This window comes from Paenibacillus cremeus (genome assembly GCF_007786445.1).
GTDB classification, from domain to species: Bacteria; Bacillota; Bacilli; order Paenibacillales; family NBRC-103111; genus Paenibacillus_G; species Paenibacillus_G cremeus.
In genome coordinates, this window is sequence record NZ_VNJI01000009.1 from 131,698 (window position 1) to 151,696 (window position 19,999).

Sequence of the window (19,999 nt, forward strand, 5' to 3'; positions counted from 1 at the left end):
CCAATGTGAGTAATGAACACATTTCTTTCACTATCGACCACAACCTACTTTTTTCCGAAATCGCTAGGGTTAACTCCATGATATTTTTTGAAAATCGAGCTAAAATACGGCACATTTTTATAGCCTACTTGTTCGGCAATTTCATAAATCATATATTTACCCTCAATTAGAAGCGCCTTAGCCTTCTCCATACGGACCCGAATCAAATAAGTCGTAAACGTCTCCCCTGAAGCCTTCTTGAAAATCTGATTCAAATAATTGCGGGAAAGATACAGCTGCTTGGACAGCCCCTCCAATGTAATCTCCTCCGCATAATGCTCATGCACGTATTGGATCATAAAATCCACTGCTTCCTTATGCCTGGAATTTTCATTCCAGCCGCGGCTGGAGGCAATGACGTGAATCTGCTCGGTTAACCACTGCCGCAGCGCTTCCACCGTAGTGATCTTGCCGATCTCCTGCGTCGGAGAATGCTCCGGAAACAGCTCATCCAGCACAATCCCGACCTTGTATAACGTATAGGACAGAATGGTCCATAGCTCAGAGCATAAATACTGAAGGTACGCCGGTGTAATGGTCGGCATGAGCTGCAGCTGCTGCAAGTAATCGTCAACAATGCGACGGATCGTCTCCTCCTTGGAGGATACGATGGCTTCAGCCAGCTCCTGATAAAATTTAATCGGACGGAGCGTAATTTCTGCCCCTTCCTGTACCAGCGATCGATCACGCTCTCCCTGCTCCGGAATCATCGACTGCTGCAGCAGATCCAAGAAGGCCTCTTCGGTCGAATCCGATAGGGACTGCCAATCTTTGATCCCGCCTAAACCGATTCGAGCCTGCAATTTGAGGTAGGTCCATACGCAATCCGTAATCCGCTGACCAATCAGACGAATTTGCTTCAGCGCTTCGTCTTCGGGCATTGCCGGGTCGATATGAAAGAGGACGGCTGCCTGATGGCTGTGAAGCTCGATCAATTCAGACGCTTCCCAGGCTTCCGCTAGTAGTTCGTGGATAATGTTCGACATCGCAAAACGGAATAGGTTCCAATCCGCTAACGAAAGATTGGAAATCCGATCCGTACGCATGATCTCAATCCCCATCAGAAGATGGCTCCGCTCCAACCAGACATGCTGCTCGGACTCCGCCATGTTTTCCAGCATCATCGTTTGATCCATAGTACCGGTCACGATCGATTTGAGCCATTCCTTTTGAACAAACGGCTCGTACATCCGAAGTCTACGCCTGACCTCCTCCTGCTCCAGCTGCTTCAGCTCTTTGGCTTCCAGCCCTCTAATGACTCGCTCCAGGACGGAGCGAAGCTCCTCCAGGGTCACCGGTTTGGAAAGATAGTCACTAACTTGAAGCCGCAGTGCTTGGCGTGCATATTGAAAATCCGAATAGCCGCTTAGAATAATCAACTCGCCGGCAAAGTCCTCTTCCCGAAGCTGCTCGATCATCTCTAGGCCGTTCATTACGGGCATATAAATATCCGTGATCACGATATCCGGCTTCGTTTCACGAATTTTTTGCAGTCCTTCCTCACCGTCCAACGCTTCCCCTACCCACTCTGCATCCAGCCCATCCCAATCAATGGACTTTTTCATCCCTTCCAGCACTTGAAAATCATCGTCAATAATTAGGATTTTCCACATGGAACCGCTCACCCACCTCTTGCTGATTTTCGATCTTCGGTACGAGGATCGTGACTCGGGTTCCTTCGCCTTCGCTGCTGGACATCTGAACCCCGTAAGGCTCTCCGAAATAAGCTTCGATCCGCTCTTTTACATTCCGTATGCCGTAGCCGCCCGTTTTTCTTGGCTTTTGCTTATCCCAATCCCGCCTCAGCCCTACGCCGTTATCGCAAATCTGGAATTCGACCTCTTGCTCCCGGAGACGCCCTGTAATGCGAATTTCCCCTGATTTTCGGCGGGCAAATCCGTGAATGATTGCATTCTCAACAAAAGGCTGCAGGGTTAGTCGGGGAATGTAAAGCCCCTTTAGCTCGTCGTCAATGGCTATTGAAAAGGATAGCCGTTCGCCCCAGCGGATGTTTTGAATTTGCAGATAACATTCGATGTGCGTGATTTCATCCGGAATCGTAATCATCGTCTCGCCGTTGGAAAGGCCAATGCGGAACATTTTTCCCATCAGCGAAAGAATTTTACTGATCTTCTCCTGACCCGAATCAATGGCGAGCCAGTTCAGCTGATCCAGCGTATTGTACAGAAAATGGGGGTTGATCATCGCCTGCAGCGCCTGAATTTCGGCCTCCCGCTGCCGTTTATGCTGGGCTTTCAATGAATGCAGCAGCTCCTCAATTCGCTCCATTTGCTTGCGGTAGCCGTTGAACAGACTCCCGAATTCATTCTGATAATCCTGGGGCAGGTCCATTCTACGGACGTGGGAAGGAATCCCTCCCATGGCCGATAGGAGCAATCGGATCGGTTGAGTAAACTGTCTGGATAACAAAAACGTGATGAACGCTGCGATTACAATCGCCGATAACCCGACAGACAATAAAATAAGCGCCAGTCGAACGCTACCATGAACAATGTTTTTCCACGGGGTCACTTCGACCAGCATCCAGTCGGAATGAGAGTTGCTCCAGACCATCAAAGCCTCCTCTCCTTCGGGCAAATGAATGGTTTCCGATTTATTGATACTTGTTTTGCTTTTCCCGATTTCCACTTCATTCAACACCGGTTGGCCAATGGACATAATCGTTTTGCCACCCGCATCAAGCAGTACTCTGTTCCTGCCATCCGTTTCGCCGCGAATCAAGCTTTCCATTTCTGCCCCTTTTACATTCAGCATCAACAATCCGTAATATTTCCCTGAGTTGCTGTATAATTTTCGGGCAAAGCTGATCACTGGGACCGCTCCGGAATTCGTTTGAATCGTATGCTTAGCTATCCATGCGAAGTCGTTATTTTGCACCTCGCTATACCAAGCCTCTTGCTTCGCCTGCAGAATATCGCCGAATTGAACCGGACCTTGGGCATCCGTCAAAATCGGGTGATCCATATAAAAATAAATCGATTGGATCATCGTGGTGCTATAACTGATGTTGGATAGCATCTTGAGCAAATCCTTTCTGCGGCGAAGCAGCTCAAACGGATCTTTCTCCAGCGGATCAAATCCAATTCGGTCAATATTTAAAGCCGCCGTCAGCGACACCTGCTCGATGGATTTAAGCTGGATGTCCAGCTGCTTGTTCAGCTCGTTGAGCAGCTCCTGCTGGTAGCTGGAGGTGACGCTCGCGAGCTCCCGAGAAGTTACGCTGTAGCTGACCCAGGTGAAAATCAGCAGCAGCAACGTAATAAACACCGCAAAGCTGCCGAAATAGAGGCGATCGATTCGCACTTTCTTAAATAAGTTTCGCATGCACGGTGCTCCCTCAAATGGCAAAAAGCCGCCTTGGTTATGCAGCTTTTTTTCGAAAATATTAGATTAATTAATCATTTCATTCTATCCCTTCACTGCACCCGAAGCAATCCCATCGACAAAATGGCGCTGTGCCATAAAAAACACAAGAATCGAAGGAATGATAGAGACTAGTGACATGGCCAGCAGCTCTCCCCACGGAAGCTTGGACTGGCTGTCGACGAACATTTTCAACGCAAGGCCCACCGTATACTTTTCTACGGAATTGATATACAGCAAGTGGCCGAAGAAGTCATCCCAGTTCCATAAGAAGCAGTAAATCGATACCGTAACCAATGCGGGCTTCGTTAAGGGTAGAATAATGCGCCAATAGATACCCAGCCAGCTGCAGCCGTCCATTTTGGCCGATTCATCGAGCTCTCTTGGAATCCCCCGAATAAATTGAATCAGCAGAAAAATAAAGAACGGACCGCCGTGGCCGCCGGCCAACGCATGCGGAACATAAAACGGCAAGTAGGAGTTGACCCAGCCGAACGCATTAAACATAATGTACTGCGGCACCAGCGTCACCTGACTCGGCAGCATCAACGTGACCATGAGAATGGAAAACCAGACATTTTTAAGCGGAAAATGCAGTCGGGCGAAGCCAAAGGCCACCAAGCTGCAGGAAAGCACCGAAGTAATCAGTACCCCCAGAATGAGCTCGAACGTGTTGATGTAAAAATGCGTGAACGAATATTTTGGAAGGGCCACCCAGCCTTCGGTAAAGTTGCTCCATAGCCAATGTGTCGGAAAGAGCGCCGGCGAGCTCATCTCGGCATTTGATTTAAACGCTGCGCCCACCCACCACAAAAGGGGGTAGATCATCACCAGACTGAACACGGACAAAAATAAATGAGAGCGAAAAGAACCGCGCGCCGTCATATTCATTTTTTTCTCCCCCCTTCGTTCTCGTAAAATACCCAGTACTTCGATGAGGCAAAAATCAATGCGGTAGCGATAGCGATAATCACCAGAAGAATCCAGGCCAACGCCGAGGCATAGCCCATTTCATACCTTGAAAATCCGCGATCGTATAAATATAAAGCATACATATAAGTGGAGTTGACTGGTCCGCCCTTGGTAATAATGAAGGCCTGCGTAAACATTTGAAAGGAACCGATCACCTGCAGCACCAGGTTAAAGAGCAGTACCGGGGAGAGCATAGGTAGCGTAATGCTAAAAAACTGTCTCAGCTTCGACGCTCCGTCCACCGAAGAGGCTTCATATAATTCAGCCGAGATTTGCTTTAGCCCCGCGAGGAAAATGACCATTGATGAGCCGAACTGCCATGCCACCAGCAATATTAATGTGCCAAGCGCCGTGCTCGGATCGCTGACCCAGCTCGTGCCCTTAATGCCGAACACACTCAGAAACCGATTGATAAACCCATCTATACCGAAAATATTCTTCCACAAAATCGCTACAGCAATGCTGCTTCCGATGAGCGAGGGCAAATAAATAAATGTTCGGTAAAAGGAGATCCCTTTCATTTTCTTATTGAGCAGGATCGCTACCATCAACGCGCTGAACAATTTGATCGGCACGGAAAGGACCACGAACAGAAGCGTCACCTTAAGTGATTGGCGAAACATGTCGTCATCCGCAAAAATGCGCTCATAATTTCTTACCCCAATCCATTGTGGGGCTTCGAGCAGCGTAAATTTCGTAAACGAGTAATAAGCCGATTGAAGCATGGGCCACATGGTTAAAAGCAGCAGTCCGAGCAGCCAAGGGGAAATGAACAAATACCCCGCGATGGATTCATAATGGGATTTCAGCTTCAGCTTGAGTGTTGAAGCTTGATTCGAAGCATAAGATTTTTCGGGAAGCGTTGTGGAGGCGGTTTTCATAGCTGTCACCTTTCATTCAAAATAACTTATAAGCCTAGTATAAAAGAGAAGGCATACCAGTAAAATGAGAGGATCGAACACTTCTTTTTCACAATTGAACACTTTTGGATAAAAAAAAGCCTGCCACGTTTCGCGGCAAAGCTCCTTTAGGTAAGGTGAATTTTCTAGGTATTAGGGGCGGTTTCGGGCATTTTATGATTCATAATCGGAAGCATCGTCAACGCGCCCAGCAAGAATAAGACTCCGGCACCGGCGTAAATCGAGACGATTGGAAATGCGGCCTTCAATGTACCGGCAAAAGACATAGAAACGACCATCATGCCCATAAACATCGGATTGAGCACGCCGTTCACGCGGCCGACGATGGATTCATCGGACCATTTGAGAATCATAGTGCTGATCCCGATGTGGATGCAAGGGAAGATCAACCCGTTAACAAACTGCACGACTAAGGTCAGCCCTACATTGGTAGAATAACCAACGATCACGGTACAAACCGCACCTACAACCATACCAAAAGCGAGCAGCAGCTGAGGAGGGATCTTCTTAGCGAACATTGCGACCAGGCCGCCGCCGATCAGCATCGCTGCCCCGTTGACCATCAGGATATACTGCAAGAACGCCTCCGGCTTGCCCAGACGTTCCGTCACGATAAACAATCCCAGGGATTGAGCGATACCCACCGCAAGACCCGCCAGCGTAAAGGCCGCACCCAGCATGCGAAGCACCGGGCTATCCCATACATAGCGGAAGCCTTCGGCCAGCTCTTTTCGGAATTGCCCTTTGCCCTGCGGCTTCTGAGCTTGCTCTTGATCCGGAGGCAGCTTGACGAGCACCGCGGCGGACAACAGGAAGGCCACGCCCATCACAGCAATAGAGAGCTCCAATCCGAAGCGGCTGTAGACAAACGTTCCCAGCATCGGCCCGAGCACCATAAAGATCGCCATCATCGACTGAAACAGCGCCATCCCTTGCTGCATCAGCTCCCCTGGTACATGCTGCTTAAACAAACGCATGCCCGACGGCTGAGAAAACTGGGACAAAATCGCCGAAACAAAGGTGACGAGAAACACTGCTTGCCATGCCCCGAAATGAATCGTAAGCAGCACCACAAAGACCGAAACGGCTGACAACAGCTCACAAATGACCATCGTCCGCTTCGGCTTCCACCGATCGGCAAACGTACCTCCAATAAACGAAAAAACAAAGATCGGCGCAAACTCCGCCACACTGATTAAAGATATGGCATAAGGATCATTCCCTGTTTTATTTGCGACGTACAGCAGAATCGCGAAATTCCGCACCCAAATTCCGATCTGCACGAGCACATTGGACAACAAAATCGTTTGCAAAAACCGATTGCTCCAAATGCCTGGAGATCGCACTTCTTGCACTTCTTGATTCGATACAGCCAAAACCATCAAGCTCCTTTCTTCTGGTACTACTGCAAGTTCCGCCCTCCATTGTAACAGTATATACACCAAAAGGAACTGGTTTTAAATAACTATAATTAAAAACGCCCTCCACGTTATACTAACGATTTTCGTCTTGCTTTGGTTACATACATTTGTCGATCGGCGATGTTCAGTAACGCATCCAGCGTTTCAGCGTCATGCGGGTATGTAGCGGTCCCAATCGAAACAGAAACATCCATGTTGAGCTGTCCCGATAAGGCTTTTAAAGCGTCTTGAATTCGTTCTATGATAACTCCACTCGTTCCATCGGAGAATGGAGAAATGATCAGAAATTCATCGCCCGCCCAACGCGCAACAATTTCATTTTTAGTCGTACTCGACATAAAAACTTTAGCCATGTATTGGAGCACCCGATCTCCCATTTCATGTCCATACGTATCATTAATCATTTTAAAGTGGTCTACATCCATCAGAAATAAAATTAAATTCCCATTTCGCTTATCCATTTGTGCCATGATTTTGGGGAACATTTCTATGACAAATCTCCGGTTGTAAATCTCCGTCAAAATATCTTTTTCAGCATAAAATTTGACCTTATCATATTGGCCGCCCAGCCACCAGCAAACGAGCATTGCTATAATCCCTAAAAAAGGGATGCTCTCCAAAGGGTAATTGTAATAGAGATTACCATAAATCCTCATAATCCCGATCAACACCACGACAACCACCGTAATCACGATTCTTCCTGTATATTTCATGGTTAAACTCCACTCTGTAGGGAATCTATCGAACGAATACAGCACCACATACCAATATATTACAACACTTTAGGTCCAAATACCTAGAAAATTAATACAACCTGATGAATCATCGCCGCGGCACATTGATTCTCCACTGATACCGAATCGCCAAAATACGAAGGACAGTTACGACTACTACAACAACAGTAAACTGCATCGAATTGGTCCAATCGAGCCACACACAGAGCCCGCAAAGTAACGTTAATACGGCATGAATCTCTTCTTTTAGTGCGAGCGGCTTGCGTCCGGCCAAGAGATCCCGAATCATCCCCCCACCCAGACCAGTGAACATACCGGATATAAGGATCACGCCTAATTGATCATAAGTATGATACGCCGATAATGCGCCTTGTAACGCGAAAGAAGCTAGTCCGATGGAATCAAATATCACTCCCCATTTTTTCCAATGATAAGTCCAGCGCTGCGGTAACAAAATAATCAGAGTCAGAGTCACAAGGACAATCGTAATCGCCGATGGATCCCAAACCGCGGATACTGGAGCCCCAATGATCAGGTTCCTCACCACCGCTCCTCCAAAAGAAGTGGTTAAGCCAAGCACAAAGACCCCTGCAAACGAATATCCCGCTTCAAGGGCGATAAAAGCACCGGTTGTTGCATAAGCCATAATTCCGAGGACATGCAATACCATCCAAGACATCTGGGTTCCTCCATGTGGTTTTGTTGGTTGATAAAAATAAAAAAACTCCTCCCTAAGGTTACCAACCGAAAACTCGGTCCGTAATCTTAAAGAGGAGTAGTAAGTTAGCAATCGATACTAAGCTACCATTCCGTTAAGTTCCTCTTCATCCTACCTCAATTTCGCCGCGACTACAATCGATAAATTTTGACACACTAATTAGAAAACGACGGGAATCAGGTCTAGATGAAAAAGGAAACCCACTTCAACGATCTCATACGAAAAGTAAGAAAGGACCTCTTCGGCAAAGGTCCCGAACGGATCCAGACAGAATTTGTCGGAAATAAAGCCATCACGATGCTGTACGGCAATCTGACCCCCACCGAAAAATTTATTTGCCGAACCCCGGAAGGAAAAGAAATGGTTCATACCGCACGCACCAGGATGATTCAGGAGGTTTACTCGAACCAAGTCCCTGACGGCATGGAAGCACTCGCCGGCTCGAAACTGGTTTACTTATTTTCCGATATTGATATCGATCACGATGTGGCTGTTTCGGTGTTTGTTTTTGAGGATGTCATTCCACATTAAACATTAACTAAAGCACTTTACACAATCTGGCAACTGGAACAGGATCAACCAGAATATAAAAGCATGAAAGATAAGACACCATCTTAGCCGCTGGTGTCTTATCTTTATGGTGACGCCACGCTCGCCCTAATTGACGACGCTCGGCCCAAGGAAATCCATACGGCAGGTATGGCGGACAGCTGCAGCCACTGACTCAAGGCTGTTGTTTTACCGTACCCCCGGGAGCCGTTACGGATGTAAGTTTGATCTTTAATCCTTTATTTAATAGCTCGGTGATCGCCGCTCGCTCAATCAGGTCATCGCGCCGCGTTTGCGGGATATGAAGTTTTACGGAGTGGAAATAGAATCTATACATGGAGGTTGGAAGAAAAGGCTCGGTAAAAATGTTCTGACACTGTTGGCAGATGCTAAAAAAGATCCAATAGTAACACGGCCTTAGAAACCACAACTTAGTAAGAAAACAAAAAAAGGATGCCCTCAGCGGACATCCCTTTCTGATAAACCTTATGGAGACGAGGGGAGTCGAACCCCTGTCCGAAGATAACGCCACACAGGCTTCTACGGGTGTAGTCACAGTTTTGATGTCACCCGAGCATCGCCCCGTAACCGGCTATGCGTTGGGTCAGCCTGATTGTCTTCTTCAGCTAGCCGCAGGCGGAGACTAGACAGCGTATCCCACTAAGGTTGGGCCCCTATCCCGGTACATGGGCGATACAGAGTAGGAGCTAGCTCACAGGTTATTAAGCTGCGAAAGCTAAGTTGTTGTTTTGTTTGCCATTTAATAGGCTTTAGCGTTGATGAAGCGGACGCGGCCCCGCTACCCGCAACCCATGCTCGAACTATCCCCGTCGAATCCAAGAACGTCCCCGCATAGGCGGGTCCCTGTAGAAGGGAACCCGAAAATAGAAAAAGTTATGGCAAAAAACTTATCTGCTAGTAAAGCATGGCGAGTACAAAACCTAATGGCTAATGGCTTGCTTCTCTGATGCCCTTTCAGTATAACACATTCACGACCAAAAGGTAGCATGACTTAATGGAAGCTATACCAGAGGATTGTCACTGCTGGCGATTCCTACCGAGCGACCTTCTGTTTCTCGCGAAGTGCCCGCTGGATGTCTCGCTGAGCATCACGTTTGGCCGCGGTATCGCGCTTGTCGTACTGCTTCTTCCCTTTGCCGAGGCCGATCAGCAGCTTCGCAAAGCCGTTTCGGATATAAATCTTCAGCGGCACGATGGTGTAGCCTTCCTGCTTGGCCAGTCCGAGCAGCTTGTTGATCTCAACCTTCTTGAGGAGGAGCTTGCGTGCCCGCGTCGGATCACTGGGATTAAACCGATTGCCCTGCTCGAACGGACTGATATGCATGTTATGAATAAAAGCTTCCCCATTGCGAATCAGAGCAAATGCATCGCCGATGTTGGCCTTGCCGTTACGCAGCGATTTGATCTCTGTACCGGTCAGCACCAATCCACATTCATACGTATCCTCGATAAAATAATCATGCGATGCCTTCTTGTTCTGTGCAAGAACCTTATTGTCACTCTTCTTGCTCATCTCGCGGACTCCTCCTTCCTTGCCTCAATCAAAAAAGATCAACAAAAACAAGGGATAGAGTCTATTGTATCAAACTCTATCCCTTGAAATCAAGCGAGGCTACCGCTTGATAACCTTCTTCCGCTTCTTCTTCGGCCGCCCGCCGCCGAAGCCGGAGCCGCTGCTGCCGCCGCTAGCGCCGGCGGCAGATTCCAGGGCGCGCACCTTGGCCGCGCCCGGACCCTTACCGCGGCCGCTCGGCCCACTGCCGCCCGCGCCGCCTTTACCCCCACGCGCGCGGTCGCCCCGAGGCCCGCCGCGCGCGCCAGCACCACCAGCAGCGGGCCGTCCGGCCCCGCCGCCATCTCGCGCTCCGCGGCGGTCGCCGCGGCCAGCCTGCTTGTTCTTGCGCACCGCGCCAAGAACATCGACCAGGCTGGCCCGCTGCGGCCGCGGCTTCATGTCGACCATCTCGAAGTCGATGGTCTTCTCGTCCATATTCACGCGCGCCACGCGCACCTTCACTTCATCGCCAAGGCGATAAATTTTGGAGGTGCGCTCCCCGATCAGCGCGTGCTGCGCTTCGTGGAAGTGGTAGTAGTCGTCCGTCAGGTCGGACAGACGAATGAGCCCTTCCACGGTATTGCCCAGCTCCACGAACATCCCGAAGCTCGTGACGCTGCTGATCAGACCGTCGAATTCCTCCCCGACCTTGTCGAGCATGAATTCGGCCTTCTTCAGCGCCTCGGTCTCCCGCTCCGCATCCACCGCGACACGCTCTCGGTCAGACGACTGCTTCGCAATATCGTCCATCCGGGAGGTCAAATACTCGTGCCGGGCATCGCTCAGCGTCCCTTCTTCCAGCACCTCGCGAATAACGCGGTGGATAATCAGGTCCGGGTAGCGGCGAATCGGCGACGTGAAGTGCGAATAATACTCTGCTGCCAAGCCGTAATGGCCGAGACTCTGGGAATCGTACACCGCCTTCTTCATCGATCGGAGCATGACCGTGCTGATAACTGTTTCTTCCTTTTTGCCCCGAATCTCTTCAAGCAGCGTCTGCAGCGCACGAGGATGCACGGTATTCCCTTTGCCGCGCACGACATAGCCGAAGTTCGTGATGAACTCCATGAAATGCTGCAGCTTCTCCATATCCGGATCCTCATGCACCCGGTACAGGAACGGCACCTTCAGCCAGTGGAAATGCTCTGCCACTGTCTCGTTCGCCGCCAGCATGAATTCCTCAATAATCATCTCGGCAATCGTCCGGTCCCGTTTGATGATATCCGTCGGCTTGCCGGTCTCATCGACCAGAATCTTGGATTCCATAAAGTCAAAATCAATCGCACCGCGCTTCATCCGCTTCGAACGAAGCTTCATGGCGAGCTCTTCCATAAGCTTGAAATCGTCCAGTAAATAAGCATACTTCTCAACAATGTCAGGCTCCGCCTCGCCGGTCAGCAGCAGACGGACATTTTTATACGTCATCCGTTCACTCGTCTTGATCACCGAGGTAAAAATATCGTGGCGTACCACGTTCATCTGCGCGTCAAATTCCATCTCACAGGACATCGTCAGCCGGTCTACCTGTGGATTGAGCGAGCAAATCCCGTTCGACAGCCTATGCGGCAGCATCGGAATAACCCGATCCACCAAGTACACGCTGCAGCCCCGGTTATAGGCCTCTTGATCCAGCGCCGAATCCTCACGCACATAATAGCTAACATCCGCGATATGCACACCGAGCACATAGTGGCCGTTCGGCAGCCGCTTCACGTGCACCGCATCGTCCAAGTCTTTGGCGTCCTCGCCGTCGATTGTCACGATCCGTTCCCCACGCAGGTCCCGCCGTCCCTTCAGCTCATCCGGGTGAATGACCTCCGGAGCCTCCGACGCCTCCTCCATCACATCGTCAGGGAAGCTTTCCGGCAGCCCATGCTTGCGGATAATGGACAAAATATCGACACCCGGATCATTTTTATGACCCAAAATTTCAACAACTTCCCCTTGCGCCGCGGCACGGCCTTCCGGGTACGAGACGATTTTGACGACGACCTTATGCCCATCCATCGCCCCGTTAAAGGACCCCTTCGGGATAAAAATATCCCGCACCACCCGCTTATCATCCGGGATAACAAAGGCATACTCCTCATGGGACTGGAACAGCCCGACAATCTCGGTATTGCTGCGTGATACGACCCGTACGACCTCGCCTTCCATTCGGCCGCCGGACGGGCTTTTCGAATTAATGCGGATCAGCACAATATCCCCGTTCATGGCCGTCCCCATATCATTCGCGTGAATATATACATCAGGATGGTCGCGGTCATCGGGAATGAGAAATCCGAAGCCCTTCGCATGCGCCTGCAGCTTGCCCCTCAAGAGATCCATCCGTTCCGGGACCCCATACCGGTCATTGCGTGTGCGCAGAATCAACCCTTCATTTTCTAACGCATTGAGCAGCTTCAAGAACTCCTTAAAATCCTGCGCGCTCTCCAGTTCAAAATGCTTTTCCAACTCTTGATACGTCATCGGCTTATACGCCGTTTCTTTCATAAATTCAATTAACGCTTCGCGTGTGATCATCAATGTCACCTGCCTCTTCTACTATAGTATATGGTACTTCACTCACCGCCGCCTGTTTCCATGCCCCCAATTGCGTAACGGTTTCAATAAATTGGTGAATATCTTCGTATACCTGCGCCCATTCTTCTTCCAGCAAAATGGAATGCGAAGTACGCGAATAATACGTCACCTGCCGCAAAGGGGATGCTACCTTCGAGTAGATATAGTCTGCGCTCCGTCTGGGTATGACCAGATTGTCACGCTCGCCCTGCCCGATAAAGATAGGTACCCTCACTTGATCCAGGCTTGATTTCACCAGCTTCAGCAGCTTGCGCAGATGGACTACGCACGGCACTGGAGCCCTGTCATATGTACAAGCCTCTTCAATGATATGAGCGGCTACCGTTGGTTTTTTATCTACATATTTAATAAAATACTGCGCGAGCACAGCAAGAACGGTCTTCCAGGTGGTAAAAAAAATGGGTGCAGACAACGTCACCACCCCGCTGAGCATGCGTTCCATGGACAGCTTCAAGGCAAGCAGCCCGCCCATCGAGTGCCCAATGGCAAAAATGCGCTTCTTTTCCTTATTCCGAATGTCATCATAGCTCTTCAGCACGGCGTTATGCCAATCGTCCCAGCCCGTCTTGATCATATCCTCCGGCGTCGTTCCATGCCCCGGCAGCAAAATCCCCCGCACCGTGTAGCCCAAATCGTTCATAAAATAGCCTATACGGCGAAATTCGGATGGAGATCCGGTGAAGCCGTGAATCATCAGCAGCTCCGTTAATGCGCGGTCCCCGTGTCCATGAAGAATAAAAGGCTCTGGAGTTCTATAGATCCGTGTCATCCGCCCGCCTCCATTCCGGCATAAAAGAAAAAACAGCAGGAGTATCTTTCCCCTGCTGTCCTCGTTTTATGTTTAAGCGGATTTTACAAAGAAAGCCACAACCAAAGACAAAATAAAGAACACAGCGGCAAGACCCATCGTCAGACGGGACAAGAACAGCTCTAAACCGCGTGCCTTCTGCTTACCGAACAGATGCTCTGCGCCGCCGGAGATGGCACCGGATAAGCCTGCGCTTTTCCCTGGCTGCAGCAACACTGCTGCAATCAAGCCCAGCGAAGCGATCACCAGTATAATCTTCAATGCGATTTCCATGATTCCACCTCCTGCAAGTTCGTTGCAACTGCTCGTCCGACATCAGGTCGGCAGCTGTCAACATGTGGCCTATTAGTCCTGAAAATAGACAGCATTTGTATTATATCACAGAAAAATAAAACTGACAAATCACGAAGATGATCTGTCAGCTATTCATACTGTACCCTCTGCCCTTCGGGGCGTCTGGATTTTTTTCTCCCGCCGATAAAATGCTTCAACGCCCGCGCCGCGCACCATAGAGAGAACAGCGTGAAGAACAGCGCCCACCCAATGGCCGGAACCGGCGTGACATGACTCAGGTTCGTGGCATCGCCTGCTTTGGCCGGATCATCCCACGCATACAGAATGAGCGAGAACGGACCGAAGACCGACTCTTCAAGCGTCAAGAAGGCTAACAGCATATAGTAGATATCCATCAACCATCGCGGCATAAAGGAAAGCATGATGACATTCAAAATCACGAAGCCGATCAGCCACATCATGCCGAACTCGTTACGCACAAACAGCACTAGCGCCAAAATTGCAATGATGGTCATGATCTGCAAGCCGAGCCGCTGCCGTTCCTTAGCCCACTGCCGGAACATAAATAACGCAAACAAAGAAGCGGTCATGTACCCTGCCAGTGCAATCGGGATGAGGCTCCAGCCCTTCGTTACCTGCGAGTACGTTACCCCGCTGTGGTTAGCGAACAGCTCAATGGACCTCACTTTGCCCGACAGCAGCAGGGTCACCACCGCATGGCCAAACTCGTGGATCAATGTATCGAGATTGCGAAAAAAATCATGGAAGGGAATCAAATGCGTAAGAAAAGCCGACACGATCAGAAACAGGATTGTTCTTATCATCCGATTCCCTCCGGGAGTGTTATACGTGTCTTGCGGTTCGTCCGAAACATTGGCTGCGGGTCAGCAGTATCTGCTTTCGGCCACTCTTGAAAACGGGTTCTCAATCAATTTACCTGGTCGGTAACAACCCGTTTTCAAAGGCGGCACGTAAACTCTTCAGCAGATACTCTGCCCTCCGCCACCATCGGACGAAAAGCAATTGTGTATAACTAATAATTAAAAAAACAATTACTTAAGGTTCTTTAAGTTGTAAAACGCAGCTTTGCCGCCGTATTGAGCCACGTTAGCCAATTGATCTTCAATGCGGAGCAATTGGTTGTACTTCGCTACGCGGTCTGTACGGGAAGGAGCACCGGTCTTGATTTGGCCGGCATTTGTTGCTACCGCGATGTCAGCAATGGTGCTGTCTTCGCTCTCACCGGAACGGTGGGAGATAACCGCTGTGTAGCCTGCGCGCTTCGCCATTTCGATCGCGTCGAAAGTTTCAGTCAACGTACCGATTTGGTTAACTTTAACCAAGATGGAGTTACCGATGCCTTGCTCGATACCGGTGGACAAACGGCTAGTGTTTGTTACGAACAAGTCGTCACCAACCAATTGGACTTTGCTGCCCAATTTTTCTGTCAGCAGCTTCCAGCCATCCCAGTCATCTTCGGAGCAGCCATCTTCGATGGAGATGATCGGATATTTTTCTACCCATGCAGCCAAGAAGTCAACCCACTCAGCGGATGTGAAGGATTTGCCTTCGCCTTCGAGGTGATATTTGCCGTCTTTGAAGAACTCGGTGGACGCTACGTCCATACCCAGGAACACGTCAACGCCTGGCTTGTAGCCTGCGCGCTCAATGGCAGTAATGATCGTTTGGATCGCTGCTTCGTTGGAGCTCAGGTTCGGAGCAAATCCGCCTTCGTCGCCAACTGCTGTGTTCAAGCCTTGATCTTTCAATACAGCCTTGAGGCTGTGGAAAATTTCAGCGCCTGTGCGAAGTGCTTCTTTAAAGGAAGGAGCGCCTACCGGCAAAACCATGAATTCTTGCACGTCTACGTTGTTATCCGCATGCGCACCGCCGTTGATGATGTTCATCATTGGAACCGGCAGCGTTTTGGAGTTGAATCCGCCCAGGTATACGTACAGAGGTACGTCCAGAGCTTCGGAAGCTGCGCGAGCAACGGCCATGGATACAGCCAGAATTGCGTTCGCACCCAATTTACCTTTGTTAGGCGTGCCGTCGAGCTCGATCATGCGCTTGTCGATGCCGACTTGGTCCAATGCGTTCATGCCGATGATTTCCGGAGCGATGATATCGTTCACGTTCTCAACAGCCTTCAGAACCCCTTTACCGAGGTAACGGGATTTGTCACCGTCACGAAGCTCAACCGCTTCATGGGCACCTGTGGAGGCGCCGGATGGAACGATCGCGCGGCCGCGAGCGCCGGATTCCAGATATACTTCCACTTCTACCGTCGGGTTACCGCGGGAGTCGAGAACTTCACGAGCATACACGTTAGAGATAATTGTCATAGCTTGAACACTCCTTATCTTAATATGTGGTTGAAAATAGAGTTATGCGCCTACGCGCGTCCTGCCAGCAAAGATTTGCCGGTCATTTCTGCCGGTTGTGCAACGCCGAGCAGCTCGAGCATCGTTGGTGCAATATCTGCCAAAATGCCATCGTTTCTTAGTGTAGCATGTTTGCTGGTCAGAATAAAAGGCACCGGGTTGGTCGTATGCGCCGTGTTGCGCGTACCGTCCGGATTCGTCACCACATCGGCATTGCCGTGATCCGCTGTGATAAGCACGACGCCGTTTTTTGCCAGAACAGCTTCCACGACTTTGCCGAGGCAATCGTCTGTCGCTTCGACCGCTTTGATCGTCGGCTCCAGCAAGCCGGAGTGACCGACCATGTCCGGATTTGCGAAGTTCAGGATGATCACATCCTGACGCTCAGCCTCGATTTCCTTCACCGCTGCTTCTGCCACTTCATACGCACTCATTTCCGGCTGAAGGTCGTAGGTAGCAACCTTCGGCGAGTTGATGAGAATGCGCGTTTCTCCCGGCAGCTCGACATCCCGGCCGCCGCTGAAGAAGAAGGTGACATGCGGATATTTCTCCGTCTCGGCAATACGCAGCTGCTTCAGATTGTTCTGAACCAGCACCTCGCCGAGCGTGTTATCCAGATTCTTCGGTTTATACGCTACGAAGCCGCCGACCGTTTCACTGAACAGTGTCAAGCAGACATAATACAGGTCCTGCGGCGCTTTCTCTCCACGTTCGAAGCCGCGAAAATCGCTGTTCGTGAACACTTGAGACAGCTGAATCGCACGGTCCGGACGGAAGTTGAAGAAGATGACCGCGTCGCCGGATTCCACCAGACCCACTGGCGAACCGTCAGGCTTCACGATGACCGTCGGCATGACGAACTCGTCGAACACCGAGCGCTCGTACGATTCCTTGATGGCGCCCATTGGATCCTCGAACTTCGGTCCTTCGCCATATACCATCGCACGGTACGATTTCTCGGTACGCTCCCAACGCTTGTCACGGTCCATCGCGTAGTAGCGGCCTTGTACCGTAGCAATCCGTCCAACGCCGATCTCGGCGATCTTCGATTGCAGCTCATCCATGTACTTCACAGCGCTATCCGGTGCTACGTCGCGGCCATCCAAGAACGCGTGGATGTACACTTCTTCGAACTGTTCCTTTTTGCAAACTTCCAGCAAGGCGAACAAGTGAGCAATATGGCTATGTACACCGCCGTCGGACAGCAGTCCGTACAAATGCAGCTTCTTGCCGTTGTCCTTCGCATGGCGTATTGCGCCGAGGATGGTTTCATTTTCAAAAAATTCGCCTTCGCGAATTGACTTCGAGATCCGGGTCAAATCTTGGTATACGGTCCGGCCGGCGCCGATGTTCAGATGGCCCACTTCCGAATTGCCCATTTGCCCTTCCGGCAGCCCGACGGCTTCACCGCATGCGACGAGCGTCGTATGCGGATATTCCGCCCAGTACCGGTCGTAGTTCGGTTTCTTCGCCTGCGCTACCGCGTTGCCTTGGAGATCGCCGCGCAGCCCGAATCCATCGAGAATAATGAGTGCTACCGGTTTTGGTCTGGACATCTTACTTGGCCCCCTCAACAAGTGCAATGTAGGATGCCGGCTCCAAGCTGGCGCCGCCTACCAACGCACCGTCGATGTCAGGCTGCTGCATGTACTCGCCGATGTTGTTCGGCTTTACGCTGCCGCCGTACTGAATGCGCACGGCCTCTGCTGTTCCGGCGCCGTACAGCCCCGAGATCAGCTCACGGATGTAGCTGATCACTTCGTTGGCATCGTCCGCTGTCGAGGACTTGCCAGTACCGATCGCCCAGATAGGCTCATAGGCGATAACCACTTGTGCCGCTTGCTCTGCGCTCAGGCCGGCAAAAGCCGCTTCCGTTTGCACTTTGCAAACGTCCTTCGTCTGTCCTGCTTCGCGCTCTTCGAGCTTCTCGCCGACACAAACGATCGGAGTCAAGCCGTGCTTGAACGAAGCAATGACCTTTTTATTCACGGACTCATCCGTTTCCGCAAAATAAGCGCGGCGCTCGGAATGCCCGATAATGACATAATCTACACCAAGATCCTTCAGCATCATGCCGCTGATCTCGCCTGTGAATGCTCCGTTATCTTCCCAATGCAGGTTTTGTGCGCCTACTTTGAGGGAAGTCCCTTTCACGGCTTCTACCAGGGCAGGAAGATTGGTGAACGGAGCGCAAATCACGCTATCCACGCCGTCTACTTCCGCTTTGCCTTTCACTTCGTTCACGAAGGATACAGCTTCCTGTACCGTTTTGAACATTTTCCAGTTGCCTGCAATAATCGGTTTCCGCATCTTAGCTGCCTCCTATTTATCGTTTAAGGCTACAACGCCCGGAAGTGCCTTGCCTTCCATAAACTCCAAGGAAGCGCCGCCGCCTGTAGAGATATGGTCCATTTTGTCCGCCAGATGGAATTTCTCCACCGCTGCAGCCGAATCGCCGCCGCCGATAACGGTGTAGCCTTCGGTTTCTGCACAAGCCTGAGCTACCGCTTTCGTTCCGTTCAGGTAAGGCTCCAGCTCGAATACGCCCATCGGTCCGTTCCAAACGATCAGCTTGGAGCTCTTAATGACGTCAGCGTAAATCGCGCGTGTTTTAGGTCCGATATCGAACGCTTCCCAGTCCGCAGGAATTTCTTCTACCGGCACTTCTTTTGTATTAGCCGTGTTGCTGAAGGCATCGCCAATGACGCAGTCTACCGGCAAAAGGAAGTTGACGCCTTTTTCTTTCGCCTTGCGTTCGAATTCTTTCACGAGCTCCAAACGGTCGTTATCAACGAGCGATTTGCCGATTTCCAGCCCTCTAGCTTTAAAGAACGTGTAGGACAAGCCTCCGCCGATGATGATATTGTCCGCGATTTCGATCAGCTTCTCGATAACTGCGATTTTATCTTTAACCTTCGATCCGCCGACGATGGCCGTGAACGGACGGTCCGGATTGTTGAGCGCTTTGCCCAAAACGTCCAGCTCTTTCTCCATCAAAAGACCGGAGACGGCCGGCAAATGATGCGCGATACCTTCTGTAGACGCGTGAGCACGGTGAGCCGCACCAAAGGCGTCGTTGACATACAGGTCAGCCAGCTCAGCAAAAGCTTGGGCCAACGCCGCATCGTTATTCTCTTCGCCTTCGTAGAAGCGCACGTTTTCAAGCAGCAGTACATCGCCGTCATTCAGTGCAGCGACTTGTGCTTTAACTGCTTCGCCAATCGCTTCGTTAGCTTTCACTACCGGCTTGCCGAGCAGCTCAGACAAACGAGCAGCTACAGGAGTCAAACGCAGCTCTTCAACCACTTGACCCTTCGGACGGCCCAAATGGCTCGCCAGAATAACCTTAGCTCCACGCTCGGTTAAGTATTTGATCGTTGGGATGGTTTCGCGAATTCGGGTATCGTCTGTAATTTGGCCGTTCTCGAGCGGTACATTAAAGTCCACCCGTACAAATACTCTTTTGCCGCTTACTTCTACGTCACGTACGCTTTTCTTGTTCATCTCCGTCGCCTCCTAAGCCCTATGTCTTTCTCTTTTCTACACACAAAAAAATGTGGAAATGACGTTTTGTCCTCGGCTGATTCGCTAAATAGCGAACGGGGTGTGCTGTAGAG

Annotated in this window: 17 protein-coding genes and 1 other RNA gene; 1 reads left to right on the forward strand and 17 read right to left on the reverse strand. The window is 50.6% G+C overall.

The features are described 5' to 3' along the window. Positions 1 to 44: 44 nt before the first annotated feature. The 7 genes from FPZ49_RS09440 to FPZ49_RS09470 form a co-directional block, all read right to left on the reverse strand. On the reverse strand, positions 45 to 1,652 hold the full coding sequence (locus tag FPZ49_RS09440) for a response regulator transcription factor (RefSeq protein WP_144845866.1): 1,608 nt from the start codon (positions 1,650 to 1,652) through the stop codon (positions 45 to 47). Beyond that, positions 1,630 to 3,384, reverse strand: coding sequence for a cache domain-containing sensor histidine kinase (locus FPZ49_RS09445; RefSeq protein WP_144845868.1), 1,755 nt, complete (start codon positions 3,382 to 3,384; stop codon positions 1,630 to 1,632). The genes FPZ49_RS09440 and FPZ49_RS09445 overlap by 23 nt, the downstream gene beginning before the upstream one ends. Before the next feature lie 84 nt (positions 3,385 to 3,468). Beyond that, entirely contained in the window at positions 3,469 to 4,314 is an 846-nt protein-coding gene (locus tag FPZ49_RS09450) for a carbohydrate ABC transporter permease (protein ID WP_391563811.1), read from the reverse strand. Beyond that, a complete protein-coding gene (locus FPZ49_RS09455; protein WP_144845870.1) occupies positions 4,311 to 5,276 on the reverse strand; it encodes a carbohydrate ABC transporter permease in 966 nt (321 codons plus the stop codon). The genes FPZ49_RS09450 and FPZ49_RS09455 overlap by 4 nt, the downstream gene beginning before the upstream one ends. Positions 5,277 to 5,440: 164 nt before the next feature. After that, on the reverse strand, positions 5,441 to 6,691 hold the full coding sequence (locus FPZ49_RS09460) for an MFS transporter (protein ID WP_261381334.1): 1,251 nt from the start codon (positions 6,689 to 6,691) through the stop codon (positions 5,441 to 5,443). A gap of 113 nt (positions 6,692 to 6,804) precedes the next feature. Then, a complete protein-coding gene (locus FPZ49_RS09465; RefSeq protein WP_144845874.1) occupies positions 6,805 to 7,449 on the reverse strand; it encodes a GGDEF domain-containing protein in 645 nt (214 codons plus the stop codon). Positions 7,450 to 7,558: 109 nt separating this feature from the next. Continuing rightward, positions 7,559 to 8,149, reverse strand: a complete 591-nt coding sequence (locus FPZ49_RS09470; RefSeq protein ID WP_144845876.1) for a trimeric intracellular cation channel family protein — start codon at positions 8,147 to 8,149, stop codon at positions 7,559 to 7,561. Between the two features lie 225 nt (positions 8,150 to 8,374). Between FPZ49_RS09470 and FPZ49_RS09475 the strand changes: the two genes are divergently transcribed. After that, entirely contained in the window at positions 8,375 to 8,719 is a 345-nt protein-coding gene (locus FPZ49_RS09475) for a DUF2294 domain-containing protein (protein WP_144845878.1), read from the forward strand. Between the two features lie 504 nt (positions 8,720 to 9,223). Here the strand turns inward: FPZ49_RS09475 and ssrA are convergent. The 10 genes from ssrA to FPZ49_RS09525 form a co-directional block, all read right to left on the reverse strand. Continuing rightward, positions 9,224 to 9,587: a transfer-messenger RNA gene (gene ssrA / locus FPZ49_RS09480) on the reverse strand. Positions 9,588 to 9,791: 204 nt separating this feature from the next. Further along, positions 9,792 to 10,271, reverse strand: coding sequence for an SsrA-binding protein SmpB (smpB, locus tag FPZ49_RS09485; protein ID WP_144845880.1), 480 nt, complete (start codon positions 10,269 to 10,271; stop codon positions 9,792 to 9,794). 99 nt (positions 10,272 to 10,370) lie between these two features. Beyond that, complete coding sequence (gene rnr / locus FPZ49_RS09490; protein WP_144845973.1) at positions 10,371 to 12,836, reverse strand: ribonuclease R; 2,466 nt, start codon at positions 12,834 to 12,836, stop codon at positions 10,371 to 10,373. Then, positions 12,811 to 13,665 (reverse strand): alpha/beta hydrolase, encoded by an 855-nt coding sequence (locus FPZ49_RS09495; RefSeq protein ID WP_144845882.1) that lies wholly within the window; start codon positions 13,663 to 13,665, stop codon positions 12,811 to 12,813. Before FPZ49_RS09495 ends, rnr begins: the two co-directional genes overlap by 26 nt. Before the next feature lie 72 nt (positions 13,666 to 13,737). Further along, positions 13,738 to 13,977, reverse strand: coding sequence for a preprotein translocase subunit SecG (gene secG, locus FPZ49_RS09500; protein WP_144845884.1), 240 nt, complete (start codon positions 13,975 to 13,977; stop codon positions 13,738 to 13,740). Between the two features lie 149 nt (positions 13,978 to 14,126). Further along, positions 14,127 to 14,822 carry a M50 family metallopeptidase gene (locus FPZ49_RS09505; RefSeq protein WP_144845886.1) on the reverse strand — a complete coding sequence of 232 codons (696 nt, stop codon included), beginning with the start codon at positions 14,820 to 14,822 and terminating at the stop codon, positions 14,127 to 14,129. Between the two features lie 228 nt (positions 14,823 to 15,050). Continuing rightward, positions 15,051 to 16,343 (reverse strand): phosphopyruvate hydratase, encoded by a 1,293-nt coding sequence (gene eno / locus FPZ49_RS09510; RefSeq protein WP_144845888.1) that lies wholly within the window; start codon positions 16,341 to 16,343, stop codon positions 15,051 to 15,053. A gap of 50 nt (positions 16,344 to 16,393) precedes the next feature. Then, positions 16,394 to 17,938 carry a 2,3-bisphosphoglycerate-independent phosphoglycerate mutase gene (gene gpmI / locus FPZ49_RS09515; RefSeq protein WP_144845890.1) on the reverse strand — a complete coding sequence of 515 codons (1,545 nt, stop codon included), beginning with the start codon at positions 17,936 to 17,938 and terminating at the stop codon, positions 16,394 to 16,396. A gap of 1 nt (position 17,939) precedes the next feature. After that, positions 17,940 to 18,692, reverse strand: a complete 753-nt coding sequence (tpiA, locus tag FPZ49_RS09520) for a triose-phosphate isomerase (protein ID WP_144845891.1) — start codon at positions 18,690 to 18,692, stop codon at positions 17,940 to 17,942. A gap of 12 nt (positions 18,693 to 18,704) precedes the next feature. Beyond that, positions 18,705 to 19,886, reverse strand: a complete 1,182-nt coding sequence (locus FPZ49_RS09525; RefSeq protein WP_144845893.1) for a phosphoglycerate kinase — start codon at positions 19,884 to 19,886, stop codon at positions 18,705 to 18,707. Positions 19,887 to 19,999: the final 113 nt, after the last annotated feature.